Here is an 18251-nt window from a genome sequence, read left to right as displayed (position 1 = left end):
CGCCGAGTGTGCCATTATTTCTCACCATGAACCGCTGACCGGGGGAAGGAGCACGCCGTGAGTGGTGGAGGGACCAGCGGAAGCGGTATCGGCGTCGAAGTCGGCGAACTGAAAGCGTTCGTCGGCACGCTCGACTTCTACGAGAGCGAGTCGAACAAGTTCGACGCTCTGGTCGAGCGGGCGAATGGGGTCAGCAACGAGTCCTGGGGCCTCATCGGTCTGTTCGTCAAGGACACCTACACCAGGCAGCTGGACGAGTTACGCGGCCTGGTCGACGACATGACCGAGGCCATCGGCGCGATGAGCGACAAGATCGCCGAGGCCGCACAGGTCTACGAGTCGACCGAGCAGGACCACGTCATCATGTTCGGTGAGCACAGGGCCGAGGTCGACGGCATCCAGGGAAGGGAGCCGTCATGACCGGTGGTGTCGGCGAGAACGCGCCGCGGGTGGAGCGCCCGAGTTTCGCCGCGGAAGCGGGCTCGAAGTTCAAGACCCACGAGCAGGACGACCCGTTCCTCGACTTCAGCAACGCCGGCAAGAAGGTCCCGATCCTCGGGTCCGGCTACAGCACGGTGAACGCGATCGCAGGCGCGGAGGACATCAAGTCCGGAGCAGCTCTGTTGGTCACCAAGGGCGCCAACTTCGCCGCCTCGTGCGCCGGCGAAGTCGTCAGCTTCGCCATGGACCCGATCAACTGGCTGGTCAGCAACGGGCTGAACTTCCTCATCGAGTTGATCCAGCCGCTGCAGGATTTGCTGCACATGGCCACCGGCGACGGCCCCGCGCTGTCCGAGGCGGCGGGCAACTTCAAGGAGATCGGCTCCGGCATGGAGACCATGGGCCAGGAGTTGCTCAAGGATCGCGACCGGCAGCTGCAGAACTGGACCGAGGACGCGGGCACGGCAGCCAAGACCAAGCTCGAGGAGCTGTCCAAGGGCATCGAGGGTGTCGCAGGGACGGCGCACGGCGTGGCCGACACGCTGACCATGTGGTCGATGGTCATGCAGATCCTCGAGGATGTCATCAAGGCCATCATCAGCGAGCTGGTCAGCTGGGCGATCTACACCTGGTTGCCCGCGCTGGCGAGCTCGGTGGTGTCGTTCGGTGCCAGCGTCGCCGCCGCGATGGCCGCCACCGTCGGCAAGGTGGCCTCGGCGCTCGGCCGCATCCTGAAGAAGGTCGGCAAGGTCAGCAAGCTACTGGACGAGTTCGCCGAGTTCCTGCTGAAGTGGGGCAAGCGCCTGGAAGGCTTCCGGGACGCGTTCAAGGCCTACAAGGCGGCGGGGGTTAACCCGCTCGAGTTGAGCTCGAAGGCCCGCAAGATGTCCGAGATGGGGCTGAAGCAGGCCGGCCTCCACGCGCTGAAGGAAGGCGGCAAGCAGGCCGTCTCGAGCGTCACCGGGTACTCACCCGGTGGCACTTCCAGCACCACCGGCAAGGTCAAGACGGTGACCGGCGTGGCGGACAAGGCCTACGACCAGTACAAGAAGATCGACGACGTCGCGTTCGACGGCAAGGACACCAAGTACACGCGCGAGGAAACCGAGCGCAATCTCGACGTCTGAGACGGTGCACGAACGAGGGGCGGTCGCCGGCACGGCGGCCGCCCCTCGTGCTGAGGACACCACGAATGGACCTGTCGGACAGCCCGGTAATTGGTCTACACCTTTAACGACGTCGACCGGGCTACCGGAGGTGTTCCCGTGCAGAAGCGAACCCGAATGGCGGCCGTCCTCGGCGCCGCCGCCCTCACCATGACCGCCCTCGCCCATCCCGCCATGGCCGAGCAAGCCACCACAGCGGCGCAACAGCCGGCGAGTCGCTACGAGGCGCTGATCCCGGCACCGCTCGAGGCCGACGCGCACCAGGGACCTGCGTTCGAGCTCGGTCCGCACACCGTCATCCGCACGCAGCGCGGGTCGGACGAAGCCCGCCAGGTCGGTGAGTACCTGGCCGAACAACTGCGGCCCGCCACCGGGTACCCGATCAAGGTCACCGACCGGGCCGCGGACGGGCCGAGCATCGCGCTGCTCCTCCGCGGCGCGGGCACGCGAGTCGGTGACCAGGGATACCGGCTCGACGTCAACCGCAACGAGATCACCATCCGCGCCAACACCGGGGACGGCCTGTTCGCCGGGGTTCAGACACTGCGCCAGCTACTGCCCGCGGAGATCGCGGCCGACTCACCTCGTGCGCGGGAATGGTCCGTGCCCGCCGGCCGGGTCGTCGACGCCCCACGCTTCGCCTACCGCGCCGCGATGCTGGACATCGCCCGGCACTTCCACACCCCGGACGAGATCAAGTCCTACATCGACCAGATCGCCCACTACAAGATCAACTACCTGCATCTGCACCTGACCGACGACCAGGGCTGGCGCATCGAGATCGACTCGTGGCCCCGGCTGGCGCCGGAAGGTGGTGGCGAAGGCACCGGCGTGGACGGGGTCGGCGGTGGTTACCTGACCAAGGAGGACTACGCCGACCTGGTCGCCTACGCCGAGAGCAGGCACATCACGATCGTGCCGGAGATCGACATGCCCGGTCACACCAACGCCGCGCTGTCCGTCTACGGCGAGCTGAACTGCGACGGCAAACCGGTGCCGCCGCGCACCGACACCGAGGTCGGTTACAGCTCGCTGTGCATCGACCTGGACATCACCTACCGCTTCGTCGAGGACGTCATCCGTGAGATCGCCGAGCTGACTCCTGGGCCGTACCTGCACATCGGCGGCGACGAAGCGCACGCCACCCCGGACGAGGACTACCGCGCGTTCATGCAGCGGGTGCTGCCGCTGGTGGAGAAGTACGGCAAGCGCGCGTTCGGCTGGACCGAGGTGACCAAGGCCGAGCCGCCCACGTCGGTCGTGCCGCAGTTCTGGCACACCAACCGGGAGAACGCGAGCCTGGCCGAGGCCGTGGCCCGCGGCAACAAGGTGATCATGTCGCCCGCCAACAAGGCCTACCTCGACATGAAGTACGACGAGAACACCCAGCTCGGCTTGACGTGGGCCGGGTACATCGAGGTCAAGGACGCCTACGAATGGGACCCGGGCAGCCACGTGAGCGGAGTCGGCGAGGACGCCGTGTTCGGTGTGGAGGCTCCGCTGTGGTCGGAGACGCTGCGCAGCCTCGACGACATCGAGTTCATGGCCTTCCCCCGGCTGCCCGCGATCGCCGAGCTCGGGTGGTCCCCCGCGGAAAGCCACGACTGGGAGTCGTTCCGCGCGCGGCTGGCCGAGGAGGGCAAGCGCTGGGAGGCCGAGGGCGTCAATTTCTACCGCTCGCCGCAGATCGATTGGTAGCTACTGCCCTCTTCGCGCGATTTGCCGCTATCGTGTCCGCGCCGCGGGCGACCCGGTCCGGTCGCCCGCGGCGCGGGAGACAACCGGTCAGGGAGGTGCCGAGTGGGGACGGGGCGACGAGTTCGGGCGGGCAAGGCCGGGGTCATCGCAACGCTCGTGGCGCTGACCGCCGGCTCGGTGCTGACGGCGACCGCGAGCCCGGCACAGCCGCCCGACCAGGTGCGGCCGTCGAACGAAGTGGACCCGCTGATCGGGTCGGCCAACGGGGGCAACACCTACCCTGGCGCGGTCCTGCCGCACGGCATGATCGCGTGGTCACCGACCAGCACCAAGGGCGACCAGACCGATACCGGCGCGGCCAACGGGTATTCCTACGACGTCACGCGCATCCGCGGCTTCAGCCTGACGCACATCAACGGCGCCGGTTGCCATCCCGGAGCCGCGGGCGACGTACCGATCATGCCGATCGCCAAGGACGTCACATCGTCGCCCACCGCCGACACCACCGACGAGATCTACGCCGACGACTTCTCGCACGATGACGAGCGCGCCACACCCGGCCGCTACACGCTCGAGCTCGCCTCCGGCATCGGCACCGATCTCGCGGTGAGCGAGCGCGCGGGCGTCGCCGAGTTCGACTTCCCCACCGACAAACCGGCGAACCTGCTGTTCCGGGTGTCCAACTCGCTCAACGGCAGCGAGGACGCCCACGTCGACATCCACGCGAAGCAGCGCAAGGTCACCGGATGGGTGCTGACCGGAGCGTTCTGTGGCCGGCGCGCCAACGGCGGGGAGAACAACCGCAAGAGCTACTACAAACTGCACTTCAGCGCGACGTTCGACCACGACTTCGCCCGCTACGGCACGTGGCGCGACGACGAGCTGGCGCCGGGCTCCACCACGAACGGCGGCGGCGAGGGGTACGCGACCGGCGCGGACCGCGCGGGCCGTGGCTCGGGCGGCTACGTCGGATTCGACCCCGACGGAGAGCCCGTCCGGATGCGCATCGGCATCTCCTACGTCAGCCTCGCGGGCGCCGAGGCCAATCTGCGGCAGGAGATCCCGGCGTCGGCGACCGTCGACGACGTGGCGCGGGCCGGCCGGCGGAAATGGGATCGGGAGCTGCAGCGCATCCGGATCGACGGTGGCACTGCTGACCAGCGCGTCGCCTTCACCACCGCGCTGTACCACGCGCTGCTCCAGCCGAACATCATCAGCGACGCCGACGGCCGCTACCCCGGTATGGACGGCCGTGTCCACCGGATCGAGCGCGGCCAACAAGCGCAGTACAGCAACTTCTCCGGCTGGGACCAGTACCGGGCCCATGTCCAGTTGCTTGCACTGATCAAGCCGAAGGTGGCGGGTGATTTCGCGCAGTCGCTGTTCAACTTCGCGCGGCAGAACGGCGGCGTGTGGGATCGGTGGGTGCACATCAACGGCGCGACCCACGTGATGACCGGCGACCCGTCCGCGGCGACGCTGCCCACGTTCTATGCGATGGGCGTGCGCAACTTCGACGTGAAGGGCGCGTTCGAGTCGCTGTATCGGCAAGCGACCGTGCCGCACCCCGACGGGCTGTCGGACAAGGGCTGCCCAGGCCAGTGTGAAGGCCAGCGGCCGAACCTGGCGGAATATCTGAAGAAGCACTATGCGCCACACGACGTCTGCCACTGCTGGGGCGGCGCCGCCGAGACGCTGGAGGACGCGCTCGCCGACTACGCGCTCGCACAATGGGCACGCGACCTGGGCGAGACACGTAAGGCGAAGGAGCTGACCCGGCGCGCGGGCTACTGGCGCAACGTCTACAACCCGAATGCGACCGAGAAGGCCGGCTACATCCAGGCGCGCAACGCCGACGGCACGTGGGTGACGCCGTTCGACCCGGGCTCGGAGGCGGGCTTCGCGCAGGGCACCAGCGCCACCTACACGTGGATGGTGCCGCACGACGTGCAGGGCCTCGCCAAGGCGATGGGTGGCCGGGAGCGCGCGGCCGAGCGACTCGACGCGTTCTTCCACAACCCGGACGGCTCGTGGGCGGTCGGCGGCGGTGACCCGCTGCGGTACGACCCGACCAACGAGCCGGGTATCCACGTGCCCTGGCTGTACAACGCGCTCGGCAAGCCCTGGAAGACGCAGGAAACCGTGCGGGAGATCATCAACACCCAGTACGGCACCGGCCCCAAGGGCCTGCCGGGCAACGACGACCTCGGCACGATGTCGGCCTGGTACATCTTCTCGGCGCTCGGGCTCTACCCCCAGAAGCCGGGGTCGGCGAACCTGCTGATCGGCGCCCCGTTGTTCCCGCACGCGGTCATCGAGCGACCGCAGGGGCCGGACATCGTGATCAACGCGCCCGGTGCGGGCGACGAGCGACCCTACGTGGGGTCGGTGAAGCTCAACGGCAAGGCGCTGGACCGCTCGTGGGACGGCGGCGTTCTGGCCACGCGCGGGGGCAGGCTGGATCACCAGCTTGCGGCCGAGCCGAACACCGACTGGGCGACCGACCCGGCGGCGCTGCCGCGCTGATGGCACTGGCGACCACATGCTGACCGCTCGGGCCAGCAACGACCGGCGGCAACAACGCCACACTGACAGCTCGGGCCAGCAACGACCGGCGGACACGATCGCCGCACTGACGGCTCGGGGCAGTGACCCACGCGCCGCCACCAGCGCCGCACCGTCGACTCGGGCCAGCGGCGACCGGCCGCTTCAGCGCCGCACCGACGGCACGGTCCAGCGGCAACCCGCCCGGCAACAACGCGCTGACGGTGCGGCTGGACCAGTGACCTGCGCGCTGGTGGCTCACCCCGCCTTGCGGGAGTGAGCCACCAGCAGCAGGACCGCTACGCCCGCTCGATCAACAGCGACACACCCTGGCCGACGCCGACGCACAGCGTGGCCAGGCCGCGGCGGGCGTCCTCTCGTTCCAACCTGCCCAGCAGCGTGACGACCAAGCGCGCTCCGGAGCAGCCCAGCGGATGGCCGAGGGCGATCGCTCCACCGTCGGCGTTGACCTTGTCCTGGTCGAGCTTGAGGCGCCGGATGACCGCGAGGCTCTGCGCGGCGAACGCCTCGTTCAGTTCGATCGCGTCCAGATCGTCGGTGGTCAGCCCGACCCGGTCGAGCAGCTTCTCGGTGGCGGGAACCGGACCGAGCCCCATCACGTTGGGGGCGACCCCGGCGCTCGCGCCGGCCACGACCCGGGCGCGCGGCGTGAGGCCGTGACGCTTGACCGCGTCCTCGCTCGCCAACACCAGCGCGGCCGCGCCGTCCGACAGCGGAGAGGACGATCCGGCCGTGACGATGCCGTCCTTGCGGAACACCGGCCGAAGCTTGGCCAGCTTCTCCGTCGTGGTCGTGCGGCGAGGGCCTTCGTCGACGGCGAACTGCTCGTCGCCGACCTCCACCGGCACGATTTCCCGTTCGAAACGCCCGGCGTCGATCGCGGCCACCGCGCGCTGGTGGCTGCGCAGCGCGAACTCGTCGGATTCCTCCCGGGTGATGCCGTCGAGCCGGGCGACCTCTTCGGCCGTCTCCCCCATCGACAGCGTCACCTTGCGCACCTCCGGCCCGGCATCTGCGGGCACGGCCTTGTCGTGCTCGGTGAAGGTCGGGTTGGTGAACCGCCAGCCGAGCGAGGTGTCGGAGACCTCGCCGGGCCGGGCCCACGGGGTGCCCGGTTTGGCCATCACCCACGGCGCCCGCGTCATCGACTCGACGCCACCGGCGACCACGACGTCCGCCTCACCTGCGCGGATGGTGTTGGCCGCCGTCGCGACCGCGGTCAGGCCGCTGGCGCACAGTCGATTCACGGTGTAGCCGGGGACCTCGTCCGGCAGCCCGGCCAGCAGCGTCGCCATGCGCGCGACGTTGCGGTTGTCCTCGCCCGCCTGGTTGGCCGCACCGAGGATCACCTCGTCGACCGCGTCCCCGGCGATGTCGGCCCGGCGCACGACCTCCCCCACGACCAGCGCGGCCAGATCGTCCGGCCGGATGGTGGCCAACGCGCCGCCGTAGCGGCCTTGCGCGGTCCGAACGCCGTCCACGATGAATACGTCCGACATGGCTCTCCTACTGTGCTTGCGCGGCCTTACCGCGGGCTATCAACTCGTCGGCTTCCATGCCCACCTCGGTGAGCAGGGCGCGGGTGTGCTGCCCCAGCGCCGGGACGTCGCCCATCGACGCCTCGACGTCGGAGAACGTTACCGGCGGCAGTAACGCGCGGACTTGCGCGTGCTCGGTTCCCACCTTGCGCCAGCGATCGCGCGCCTTCAGCTGCGGGTGATCGACCACCTCGGCGACGCTTTTCAGCTGCGCGGCCGGAACGCCTGCCGCGGCCAGCCGGGCATCGAGCTGCTCGGTCGTCCAACGGGCCGTGCGAGCGGCGACCTCGGCGTCGCATTCGGCGCGGTTGGCCACCCGCCGCACATTGGTGACGAAGCGGGGATCGTCGGCAAGCCACGGCGCCTCGAGCACCTCGGTGACCAGGGTGCGCCAACCCGTGTCGTTCTGGACCCCGATCAGCACCTGGCCGTCGCGTGTGGGGAACGCGTCGTACGGTGCGATCGACGCGTGGCTCAGTCCCATCCGTGCCGGTTGAGTGCCTGCGTACATCGAGGTGTAGAGCGCGTAACCCATCCATTCGACGGTGGCCTCGAACATCGACACCTCGATCGTGGCGCCCTCGCCGGTGCGCAGCCGCCGCACCAACGCCGACAGCACCGCTTGCACGCAATACATCCCGGACGCGATGTCTGCCGTCGGGATCCCGGTCTTGGCAGGCGCGTCCGGCGTCCCGGTGATGGCGATCAGCCCGGCTTCCGCCTGGATCAGCATGTCGTACGCCTTGCGCTGCTCCAGCGGACCGCCGATGCCGAATCCGGACAGATTCACCTCGATCAGATCCGGCTGCTCGGCGCGGAGGCCGTCGAGCCCGAGACGAGCCAGCGCGCCAGGCGCGAGGTTCTGCACGAACACGTCGGACTTCGCCACCATCCGACGGACCGCGTCGCGACCTTCCGGCGCCTTGAGATCCACCGCAAGCGACTCCTTGCCCCGGTTGAGCCACACGAAGTGGGCTCCGGTCCCGTGCACCGCGTGGTCGTAGCCGCGAGCGAAATCTCCGCCGTCCACCCGTTCGACCTTGATCACCCGGGCGCCCAGGTCGGCCAGGTGGCGGGTGGCCAGCGGTGCGGCGACGGCTTGCTCGATCGCGACGACGGTGATCCCGTCCAGCGGCCGGGTCATCCGGCGTTCCTCTTGGCCGCCCGGACCAGACCACCACCGACGATCAGCCGCTGGATCTCACTGGTGCCCTCGTACAGCCGCATCAGCCGCACGTCGCGATAAATGCGCTCGACCGGCACACCGCGCATGTAGCCGTTGCCACCGTGCACCTGAACGGCGAGGTCGGCGACTCTGCCGACCATCTCCGTGCAGAACAGCTTCGCCGCGGACGGCGCGATCCGGCGGTCCGCACCGGTGACGTAGGCGCGCGCCGCCTCACGGACCATCGCCCGCCCGGCGAGCACCCCGGTCTGCTGGTCGGCGATCATCGCCTGCACCAACTGGAAATCACCGATCGGCGTGCCGCCCTGGGTCGCCGTGGCCGCGTAGCTGACCGATTCGTCGAGTGCACGCTGCGCGGTGCCGACGGCGAGCCCCGCGATGTGGATGCGGCCGCGGGCCAGCGAGGTCATCGCGGCCTTGTAGCCGGCGTTCGCGTCTCCCCCGACCAGCGCCTCCGGCCCCACCCGGACCTGGGAGAAGGTCACCTCGGCGGTGCTCGAGCCCTCCTGCCCCATCTTGGCGTCCTTGGCGCCGACCGTGATGCCCGGAGCATCCGCCGGGACCAGGAAAACCGCGATCCCCGGGCCCGATTCCGACGGCGGCTGCGTGCGCGCGAACACGACGAACAACCCGGCGTCGGTGGCGTTGGTGATGAACTGTTTGGTTCCGTCGATCACCCAGCCGTCACCGTCCGGTTCGGCGGCGGTGCGGAGGCTCGCCGGGTTCGATCCCGCGCCGGGCTCGGTGAGCGCGAACGACGCCACGATCTCGCCGGAGGCGATTCCGGGAAGCCACCTGGCCTTCTGCTCGTCGGTGCCGAAACCGACCAGCACCTGCCCGGCGATGCCGTTGTTGGTACCGAACATCGACCGCAGCGACAGCGACGTGTAGCCCAGCGTCATGGCAACCTCGACGTCCTGCACGAGGTCGAGGCCGAGCCCGCCCCACTTCTGCGGGATCGCGTAGCCGAACAGCCCCATCTCCGCCGCTTGTCGGCGCAGGTCGGCGGGAATGGCGTCGGTTTCCATGATCTCGCGTTCGCGCGGAATGACGCGGCTGCGCACGAAGTCGTCGATCTGGCTGAGGACGTCCGCGAAGACGTCGTCGGGGACGTCGGGATTGCCGGTGTACATGGCTTTCACTATCAACCTTTGATTGAGATCAGTCCAATACCAAATGTGTCGATCAGTGATACTCTCTTGTCACTAATGGACGTCCACCAGCTCCGCGCTTTTCTCGCCGTGGCCGAGGAGTTGCATTTCGGCCGGGCCGCAGAGCGGCTGCACATGGCGCAGCCACCGCTGAGCCGCACGATCAAGCAGCTGGAGCGCGAACTGGGATCCCGGCTGTTCGAGCGCAACACCCGGTCGGTGAGCCTCACCGCGAGCGGCCGGGCGCTGGTCGACCCCGCTCGGGACGTGCTGGCGGCGGTGCGCCGGGCCGAGCTGGCGGTCCGTGCGGCGGGCACATCCGAGGCGGGCCTGGTGCGGATCGCGTTCGCCGGAGTGTCGACCCACGATCTGGTGGCGCGGCTGGCCCGCACCGTGCGCTCCCGCCGCCCCGGCATCGAGTTGGAGCTGTCCAGCCAGAACTTCGCCCAACCCGCGATGAAGAGACTGGTCAGGAGGGAAACGGACATCGCACTCGGCCGCTGGGACGTGATCCCGGCGGACATCGAGGCCCGGGTGGTCATGCCCGACGAACTCGCCGTCGCGCTGCCGAGGACACATCGTCTCGCCACCGCACGATCGGTCCGCATCGATCAGCTCGCCGAGGATCCGTTCGTCTCGTTGCCGCCCCACGAGGGTGCCGTGTTGCCGGACCGGTTGCGACAGCTGGCGCAAGCAGCCGGTTTCGTCGCCGACGTCACGCAGATCGCACCCGACACGCAAACGGCGATCGCCCTGGTCAGCGCCGAGGTCGGGTGCCATCTCACGCTCGCGTCGGTGGCACGCAACGTCACCGACCCACACGTGGTGTTCGTGCCGCTCGACGCCCCTGCGCAAAAAGTCGATCTCCGGGCGGCCTGGCGTCGCGGCGACCGCGACCCAGCGCTGCGCGCGGTGCTCGCCGAGTTGCTGGCACTGGGTGGCGCCGCCCCGACCGAGGACGGCGCCACCCACGCTTGATCAAGCGACGGCCTGCGCTCGTTCCCCCCGCAGCTGGAAGCCGCGGTAGCCGCCATCGGCGACGTCGGCGAGCTGCCGGCGGTAGTTCCCCAGCCCGCCCAGATAGAACATCACCGCGTGCCGCTTGCCCGGGATGTTCGCGCCGAAGATCCACGAGTCGGCCTTCGGGAACAGCGTCATGTTCGCGATCTCCGCGCACGTCTCGGTCCACTCGCGCTCGGCGTCCGCGGTCGGCTCGACCGTGGTCAGCCCCTCCCGCGTGGCCTTGTCGATCAAGTCGCTGATCCACTCGACCTGCGCCTCGATGCTCGGTGGCAGGTTGGTGAACGGGCCGTTGGGGCCGAGGATCATGAACATGTTCGGAAAGCCCGCTTTGGTGACGCCCAGATAGCTGGTCGGACCCTCGGTCCAGTGCTCGTTGATGTGCCGGCCGTCGCGACCGCGCAGATTCATCGCGCGATAGTTGCCGTCCACCGCGTCGAAGCCGGTGGCGAACACCAGCACGTCGAGCTCGTGCACCACCCCGTCGGACGTGCGCACGCCCTGCGGGACGATTTCCTCGATCGGTGTCTCCTTCAGCGAAACCAGGCTCACGTTGTCGCGGTTGTAGGTCTCGTAGTAGCCCTCGTTGCACAACGGGCGCTTCGCGTACAGGTCGGTCGGCGTCAGCTTGCGCGCCGTCTCCGGGTCCTTGACGATCTCGGCGATCTTGCTCCGGATGAACGCCGCGGCGGCCGCGTTCGCCTCCGGGTTGGTCGCGATGTCGCAGAACGTGCCGAACATGAAGCGGAAACCGTTGCCCTTGTCCCATGCCTGCTGGAACACCCGCTGCCGCTCGCTTTCCGACACGCTCATCGCCTCGACCGTGCTCTCCTCGAAACCGAACGCCACCGTCGAGCTGCGGACCTGGTCCCAGATGCTGTCGAAGTTCTGCTTGATCCGCGCGACCTCGTCCGGGTCCATCGGGCCGTTGCCGGACGGGACGCAGTACTGCGGCGTCCGCTGGAAGACGGTCAGCTGCTCGGCCATCTTCGCGGCGGCGACGATGAACTGGGTGCCGGTCGACCCGGTCCCGATCACACCCACCCGCTTGCCGGTGATGTCCAGGTCCTCCGGCCAGGCGTTGGTGTGCACCAGCCGACCGGCGAACGAGTCCCTGCCGGGGATGTCCGGGATGTTACTCCTGGACAGCAGCCCCAGCGCGGTGACCAGAAACCGCGCCGTCAGCGTTTCTCCCCCGGCCGTGGTGACCCGCCACAGCTCGGTCTCCTCGTCGAAGATCGCATCGGTGACCTCGGTGTTCAGCTGGATGTCCCGGGCCAGGTCGTAGCGCTCGACCACGTGCTCGAGGTAGGCGAGCACGTCCGGCTGGTCCAGGTAGCGGGTGGTCCAGTCGTATTCCCGCAGCAGTTCCTTGTCGAACGAGTAGCGGTAGACGAACCCTTCGGTGTCGGATTTGGCGCCCGGGTACTTGTTCCAGTACCACGTTCCGCCGACGCCACCACCTTTTTCGAACACACGCACCGACAGGCCGAGGTCGTTGCGCAGTTTGTGCAGCATGTAGATGCCGCCGAAGCCGGCACCGATGACGATGGCGTCGAGGTCGGGTGTCTGAGTCGTGCTCATGGGTTGCTCCTCCGCAGCGGCAGGTCGGACGGGGTCAGTTGGCGTACCACTTGGCGATGGCGGAAAGCTCGGCGTCCGCCTCCGGCGCATTGCCGGCCAGGAACGGGAAGACGTGCTGCATTCCTTCGGCGATCGACAGCGTCACGTCGACGCCTGCGGCCTTCGCCTTCTCCGCGACCCGGGTGGCGTTGTCGAGCAATGACTCGACCGAGCCGGCGTTGACGTACAGGCGCGGGAAGCCGGTGAAGTCCGCATAGAGCGGGTTGGCCAGCGGATTCGTCGGATCGATCCGGCCGTTGTCGAGAACACCGGCGATCATGCCTGCCAACAGCGGAACGGTGATCAGGGCATCGGTGGCGTCGTTGGTCACCAGCGTCTCGCCGGAGTTCTCCATGTCCAGCCACGGCGAGAACGCGATCACCCGACCGGGCATCGGCTGCCCCTTGTCCCGCAGGGCGAGGGGGATCGCGATCGCGAGATTCCCACCCGCGGAGTCGCCGATGGTCGTGATGTTGCCCGGTTCGATCCCCCGCTCGACGAGCGCGGTGAACGCCGCGACACCGTCTTCCAGCTGCGCCGGGTGGGGATGCTCCGGCGCCCTTCGGTAGTCGAGCACGAAAGCGGTGACACCGAGCGCCTTGGCGACGTGTCCGGCGAGTTTGCGGTGGCTGGCCGCCGACCCGACGGCGAACCCGCCGCCGTGGGTGTAGAGCAGGACCTGCGAGGTGTCCGCCCCGGCTGGGAGGGCCCAGAGGCCGGGAACGCCGCCGACGTCGTCTTCGCGGTAGCTCACGTCCTCGGGCTCCCGGGTGGGTTGGTGCCACTCGTCGAAGATCGAACGGAGCAGCCGCATCGGCAGGTCGGGCATGCTGGTGAGCAGCTGGCTCCAGTCGGCGTAGAGCGCGCGCAGGGCGTCCGCTTCGGCCGAGATGCCCGCCGGTGTGGCGGAAGGCGCCGTGGTCATCAGTTCCTCCTGAGAGTCGTGACGGACCGTGACCGGTCCGGTGTGTGGCGTAGGACTCACTGTGACGAGAGCGCCTGGTCCGTGACTGTTCCGATGTGGAACGAACCAGGTGTTCCAGAACGGAACACTCACTGCGCGGTTACCGAGGGCTACCATCGAGGCACCCGCGGCACGGTCAACGGCGGCCTTTCGTCGTTGGCGCAGGTGATGGACATCAGGCATCCTGACGAGATGGCCGGCAGCGCTGGCGAGGGCCGAGGCGTGAGCCGGGCCGGAACGCGAGGCGACCATGCGTCCAGACCAACCTTCCGGCGTGCCGGTCCTGTCGCGGACCGACTGGGACCGGATACGCCGCAGCCGCGAGGCGCTCGTCGAGGGCGGCTTGCTGACCGCGCCACCCGGACGCGTCGGCGTGCCCGAGCACATCGAACGAAGCTGGCGCCGGTGCGTCAGTAGCGAGGTTCCCGTCCTGCCCACCCGAGTGGACTTCGCCGAGCCCGAACGCACCGTGCTCCATCGCGCCGCCGAACCGGTGATGAACCGGCTCGCCGACAGCCTGGCCGACGTCGCCGTGGCCATGGTGTTGTCCGACGCGAGCGGTCGGATCATCGCGCGACGCGCCCAGGTTCGCACGCAGCGCGACGTCATGGACAACGCCTACGCCGCCGAGGGCTTCGACTTCTCCGAGCAGTCCGTCGGCACGAACGGCATCGGCACCGTGCTCGCGGAACGACGACCCGTGCTGGTCCGCGGGCCGGAGCACTACAACGTGCTGCTGGAGCACCTCACGTGTGCCAGCACCCCGATCATCGAGCCGGCCACCGGGAAGCTGGTGGGCACGTTCTCGCTGGCGTGCTCGGTCGACGACGTCCACCCTTTGATGGGGGTGCTCGCCGGCGACGTCGGCAGGCAGATCGAAGCCCGGATCCTCGACGAAGCGGGTGAGCGACGCCGCCGCTTCGTGCAGGCGTGCCTGTCCCTCGAGCGCACCGACACCGGCGCGCTCGTGGTCGACCAGGAGACGGTGCTGGCCAACCGCATCGCCTTGGCTCACGTCGGCCCGGACCTGCATCCTTTGCTGTGGCAGTTCCTGACCGAGCACGCGCCGCGTAAGCAGCAGCAGATGACCGTCCCCTTGTCGGACGGCATGTACGACGCGGTCGTCGAGCCGGCGCATGATGCGGGCAAGCCCGCCTACAGCGTCACCCTGCTGTCTCGTCGCCCGATCGGCCAGGTCGTCCTCGACGCGCCGTCGGCTCCGGTTCCACCGCTCGGTGACGAGCCGCTGCATTTCGACGACCGAGTCGCCAGGGAGCTGCAGACCGCTGTTCAGCACGGTGAACTGGTGGCACTCACCGGCTCTGCCGGAACCGGGAAACTGCGGACGGCGCTGCGCACGCTGCAGCTGCTCGATGCCGCGGATCCGGCCGTGGTCGAGCCCCATCTGGACCCCGATTGGTTCGCCCACGCGCGATCGGCGGTCGAAGCGGGTCGCGGTCTGGTGCTGCGCAGGGTTCACCTCGCACCGGTGCCCTCGGTCGCTCAGGTGCAGGCTTTGGCCGCCTCGGGCGGCCCCATCGCCCTCACCGTCGACCTGGACGAGGGCGACGAGGCCGTGCTCGGTCTGGTACGGCAGGTGGCCACCACCGTGCAGCTGCCGGAACTGTCGAGGTGCAAAGCACAGATCCCCGCCCTGGTCCGTGGCATCGTCACCGATCTGGGAGAGCCCGCGTCCCGGACCCGCTTCGCCCCCGGTGTGTGGGACGTGCTGATGGCGTGGCACTGGCCGGGGAACGTGGCCGAGCTCGACAACACCGTCACCGCGCTGGCGCGCCGGGCCAACGGCGGCATCGTCGAGGTCGACGACCTGCCTGCGGAACTGCGCGCGCCCCGGCGCTCGATGAGCCTGCTGGAGTGCGCCGAGCGCAAGGCAGTGGTCGACGCACTCCGGGCCGCGGGCGGCAACAGAAGCCGTGCGGCGAAGGCGCTGGGCATCGGCCGCAACACGCTCTACCGCAAGATGCGCGAGTTCGGCCTGCAGTGACGTCGCAGGCGCGCCGTTCACTGCACGGCCCACGCCAGTGCGGCCGCTCGGCCCGCAGCCACCGCGCCGGATCGGCACACGGTGACCGCGGGCCCGCGGGTCACCGTCCCTGTCGACGCTTCTGATCACGCCGACAGCAACTCACGAGCTCGGGACGCGTCCTCCGACGCGCTCCCCGAATGCTTGACCGCTCCTTCCAGCCCGACACGACCGCCCGGCAGGCGCTCACGGGTCGCTCCGGCCAGTACGGGACCCCGCTACCCGGCCCTCACGGGATCCGGACGAGCTTCTTGTTCGCGAATTCGTTGATACCCAGCTGAGCGAGTTCGCGGCCGACGCCCGAGCGCTTCACGCCGCCGAACGGCAGATCCGGCGCGCTCTTGCTGGTGCTGTTGATCCACACCATCCCGCACTCCAGCTGCCCGGCGATGTCGCGAGCCCGCTCGACGTCCGCGGTGTACACGGAAGCAGCCAGGCCGTACGGAGATTCGTTGGCGAGCGCGACGGCTTCGTCGACCGAACCCGCCCGGTAGATCACGGCAACCGGGCCGAACAGCTCCTCGGTGTAGGCGCGCATCTGCGGCGTCACGTCGGTCAGGACGGTGGGTTCGTAGAACGCACCTGGTCCTTCCCCGCGGCGGCCGCCGGTGTGCACAGTCGCTCCTTTCGCGACGGCGTCGTCAACCTGTGCTGCGAGGTCGTCGACAGCGCTCTGCGACGACATCGGGCCCAGCCGGGGAGCGAACTCGCGCATCGACTGCACGAACTTCTCCACGAACTGCGGGTAGACGTCGGCGAGCACGATGAAGCGCTTGGAGGCGGTGCAGGCCTGCCCGCAGTTGAACAGGCGGTTCTGGACCCCGTGCCGGACAGCGGTGTCCAGGTTCTCGGCGTCGAGCACGAGGAACGGGTCGGAGCCGCCGAGTTCGAGCACGTACTTCTTCATGTTCCGGCCGGCGATCGCGCCGATGATCGAGCCGGCACGTTCCGATCCGGTCAGCGACACGCCCTGCACCCTCGGATCGGCGATCATCCGCTCGATCTGCGCGTTGTCGGCGAAGATGTTGCGGTACACGCCGTCCGGGGCGCCTGCTTCGGCGAACAGCGTGTCGATCGTCAGTGCCGCCTTCGGGCAGTTGCGCGCGTGCTTGAGCAGGATGGTGTTGCCGAGCATCACGTTCGGTGCGGCGAACCTGGCCACCTGGTAATAGGGGAAGTTCCACGGCATGATGCCGACCAGTGCACCGATCGGCTCGGTGCGCACGATCGCCTCCCCGCTCCCGGCGATGTCCAGCTTCTCGTCGGCCAGGAACCTGGCTCCGTTGTCCGCGTAGTAGTCGTAGATCGACGCGACCAGCGCGACCTCCGCCTTCGCCTGCGCGAGCGGTTTCCCCATCTCCAGCGTCAGGATCTCGGCCAGTTCGTCGGCGCGCTGCCGATGCAGCTCGGCAAGCCGGCGCAACACGTCGGCGCGCTTGTCGAGAGCCGACCAGCGCCAGTGCCGGTAAGCGCGATCGGCCCGCTCCAGCGCCTGTTCGATCTGCTCGTCGGTAGCCGTCGGGAACTCCTCGATCAGCTCGCCGGTCGCCGGGTTGACGGTGCGGTATCTCGACATGCGCTCCTCGCTTCCCTGCTCGAACACCGGTCGTCCTCAGCCTGGCGCACCGACCCGCGCCCCGAGGTGTTCCGAATCGGCACACCGGCGCCTCGGCGGCGGCGCGATATCCAGGAACACGTCGGTCAGACCCGGACAGAAACGAGGTAGGCATGCACGCGTACGCCGTCACCGCCGAAGGCTCGGCCATCACCGACATCCAGGTGCCGACGCCCCGCCCGGCGGGCAACGAGGTCTTGCTCAAGGTCGAGCGCTCCGGTGTCTGCCACACCGACACCCACCTGCGTCAGGGCGGTTACGACCTCGGCAGCCGCGGGCGGCTCCGGCTGGCCGATCGGGGGATCTCCTACCCGCTGGTCATGGGTCACGAGGTGGTCGGTTCGGTCGAGCAGGTCGGCGAGGACGTCACCGGCACCGCGCCGGGTGATCTGCGGCTGGTCTACCCGTGGATCGGTTGTGGCGACTGCCGTCAGTGCGCCGCCAACCGGGACAACTATTGCGCCGCGGGCCGCAACATCGGCGTCGCCCGCTACGGCGGCTACGCCGATCACGTCCTGGTGCCGGACGAGAAGTACCTGGTTGATATCGCGGGTCTCGACCCCAGCTGGGCGGCGACGTTGGCATGCTCGGGCCTGACCGCCTTCGCCGCCGTCCGGAAGGTGGACTTGTCCGACCCCGACGATCCGGTCGTGGTCATCGGCGCAGGGGGTGTCGGACTGACGGCTGTCGCGACGCTGCGGGCATTGGGTCATCGCGCCATCTGTGCTGTCGACCTGTCCGAACAGAATCTGCGGATCGCCACCGAGCTCGGCGCCTCGGTCACGGTTCCGGGCAGCAGCGACGCCCTGGGTAAGGAGATCGTCAGAACGGTCGGCGAACCGGTGGCGGCCGTGATCGATTTCGTCAACAACTCGGCCACCGCAACGGCCGGCTACCAAGCCGTTCGCAAAGGTGGCGAGCTGGTCCAGGTCGGGCTGTTCGGCGGGGAACTGATCGCACCCACCGCCCTGACCGCACTGCGGATGATCACCATTCGCGGAAGTTTCGTCGGGACTCCCGGCGACCTGCACGACCTGGTCGGCCTCGCCAAACGAGGGGTCCTTCCCCGCATTCCCATCACCGAGGTGCCGTTCGCGGCCGAGTCGGTGCAACAAGCACTGGACCAACTGGAGCAGGGCGGCGTGAGCGGCCGGATCGTGCTGCGCGCGGGCTCCTGACCTCACGGCCGGACCGTGCTGCGCGCAGACGCCTGATCTCGTCCATCGCGGCACCACCGGCG

At 68.9% G+C, this 18251-nt stretch carries 13 protein-coding genes; 7 read left to right on the top strand and 6 right to left on the bottom strand.

Annotation, left to right across the window (positions count from 1 at the left end; all coding sequences use genetic code 11):
* Nucleotides 1-57: 57 nt before the first annotated feature.
* The 4 genes from YWM_RS0101040 to YWM_RS0101025 all read left to right on the top strand — a co-directional run bounded on the left by YWM_RS0101040 (nt 58) and on the right by YWM_RS0101025 (nt 5831).
* Nucleotides 58-420: a hypothetical protein gene (locus YWM_RS0101040; RefSeq protein WP_043659044.1), complete on the top strand. Its 363-nt coding sequence runs from the start codon at nt 58-60 to the stop codon at nt 418-420.
* Complete coding sequence (locus YWM_RS25005; protein ID WP_052344424.1) at nt 417-1568, top strand: hypothetical protein; 1152 nt, start codon at nt 417-419, stop codon at nt 1566-1568. The genes YWM_RS0101040 and YWM_RS25005 overlap by 4 nt, the downstream gene beginning before the upstream one ends.
* Nucleotides 1569-1724: 156 nt before the next feature.
* On the top strand, nt 1725-3305 hold the full coding sequence (locus tag YWM_RS0101030; RefSeq protein ID WP_028849147.1) for a beta-N-acetylhexosaminidase: 1581 nt from the start codon (nt 1725-1727) through the stop codon (nt 3303-3305).
* A 102-nt stretch (nt 3306-3407) separates the two neighbouring features.
* The gene (locus tag YWM_RS0101025) at nt 3408-5831 is read left to right on the top strand and encodes a GH92 family glycosyl hydrolase (protein WP_028849146.1); all 2424 of its coding nucleotides are present in this window, start codon (nt 3408-3410) and stop codon (nt 5829-5831) included.
* Between the two features lie 317 nt (nt 5832-6148).
* Here the strand turns inward: YWM_RS0101025 and YWM_RS0101020 are convergent, their stop codons facing one another.
* Genes YWM_RS0101020 through YWM_RS0101010 form a run of 3 tightly spaced genes read right to left on the bottom strand, consistent with a single transcriptional unit; the run spans nt 6149 to nt 9727 of the window.
* Nucleotides 6149-7369: a thiolase family protein gene (locus tag YWM_RS0101020; protein WP_028849145.1), complete on the bottom strand. Its 1221-nt coding sequence runs from the start codon at nt 7367-7369 to the stop codon at nt 6149-6151.
* Between the two features lie 7 nt (nt 7370-7376).
* Nucleotides 7377-8552: a CaiB/BaiF CoA transferase family protein gene (locus YWM_RS0101015; RefSeq protein WP_028849144.1), complete on the bottom strand. Its 1176-nt coding sequence runs from the start codon at nt 8550-8552 to the stop codon at nt 7377-7379.
* Nucleotides 8549-9727, bottom strand: a complete 1179-nt coding sequence (locus YWM_RS0101010; protein WP_028849143.1) for an acyl-CoA dehydrogenase family protein — start codon at nt 9725-9727, stop codon at nt 8549-8551. Before YWM_RS0101010 ends, YWM_RS0101015 begins: the two co-directional genes overlap by 4 nt.
* Before the next feature lie 75 nt (nt 9728-9802).
* Between YWM_RS0101010 and YWM_RS0101005 the strand changes: the two genes are divergently transcribed.
* Complete coding sequence (locus YWM_RS0101005) at nt 9803-10723, top strand: LysR substrate-binding domain-containing protein (RefSeq protein WP_028849142.1); 921 nt, start codon at nt 9803-9805, stop codon at nt 10721-10723.
* Here YWM_RS0101005 and YWM_RS0101000 read toward each other — a convergent pair whose 3' ends face one another.
* Both YWM_RS0101000 and YWM_RS0100995 read right to left on the bottom strand, forming a co-directional pair.
* Nucleotides 10724-12349, bottom strand: a complete 1626-nt coding sequence (locus YWM_RS0101000) for a flavin-containing monooxygenase (protein WP_028849141.1) — start codon at nt 12347-12349, stop codon at nt 10724-10726.
* A 34-nt stretch (nt 12350-12383) separates the two neighbouring features.
* The gene (locus tag YWM_RS0100995) at nt 12384-13313 is read right to left on the bottom strand and encodes an alpha/beta hydrolase (RefSeq protein WP_043659041.1); all 930 of its coding nucleotides are present in this window, start codon (nt 13311-13313) and stop codon (nt 12384-12386) included.
* A 313-nt stretch (nt 13314-13626) separates the two neighbouring features.
* Here YWM_RS0100995 and YWM_RS0100990 point away from each other — a divergent pair, with 313 nt between their 5' ends.
* On the top strand, nt 13627-15357 hold the full coding sequence (locus tag YWM_RS0100990) for a sigma-54-dependent Fis family transcriptional regulator (RefSeq protein WP_028849139.1): 1731 nt from the start codon (nt 13627-13629) through the stop codon (nt 15355-15357).
* Nucleotides 15358-15625: 268 nt separating this feature from the next.
* Here YWM_RS0100990 and YWM_RS0100985 read toward each other — a convergent pair whose 3' ends face one another.
* Complete coding sequence (locus YWM_RS0100985) at nt 15626-16999, bottom strand: NAD-dependent succinate-semialdehyde dehydrogenase (RefSeq protein WP_342664919.1); 1374 nt, start codon at nt 16997-16999, stop codon at nt 15626-15628.
* A 125-nt stretch (nt 17000-17124) separates the two neighbouring features.
* On the opposite strand from YWM_RS0100985, the gene YWM_RS0100980 reads away from it, so the two are divergent.
* A complete protein-coding gene (locus YWM_RS0100980; protein ID WP_028849137.1) occupies nt 17125-18189 on the top strand; it encodes an alcohol dehydrogenase in 1065 nt (354 codons plus the stop codon).
* The last annotated feature ends 62 nt before the right edge of the window (nt 18190-18251 follow it).

It is taken from the genome of Thermocrispum municipale DSM 44069, from assembly GCF_000427825.1.
Taxonomy (GTDB): domain Bacteria; phylum Actinomycetota; class Actinomycetes; order Mycobacteriales; family Pseudonocardiaceae; genus Thermocrispum; species Thermocrispum municipale.
This window is presented reverse-complemented; position numbering and strand designations above follow the sequence as displayed.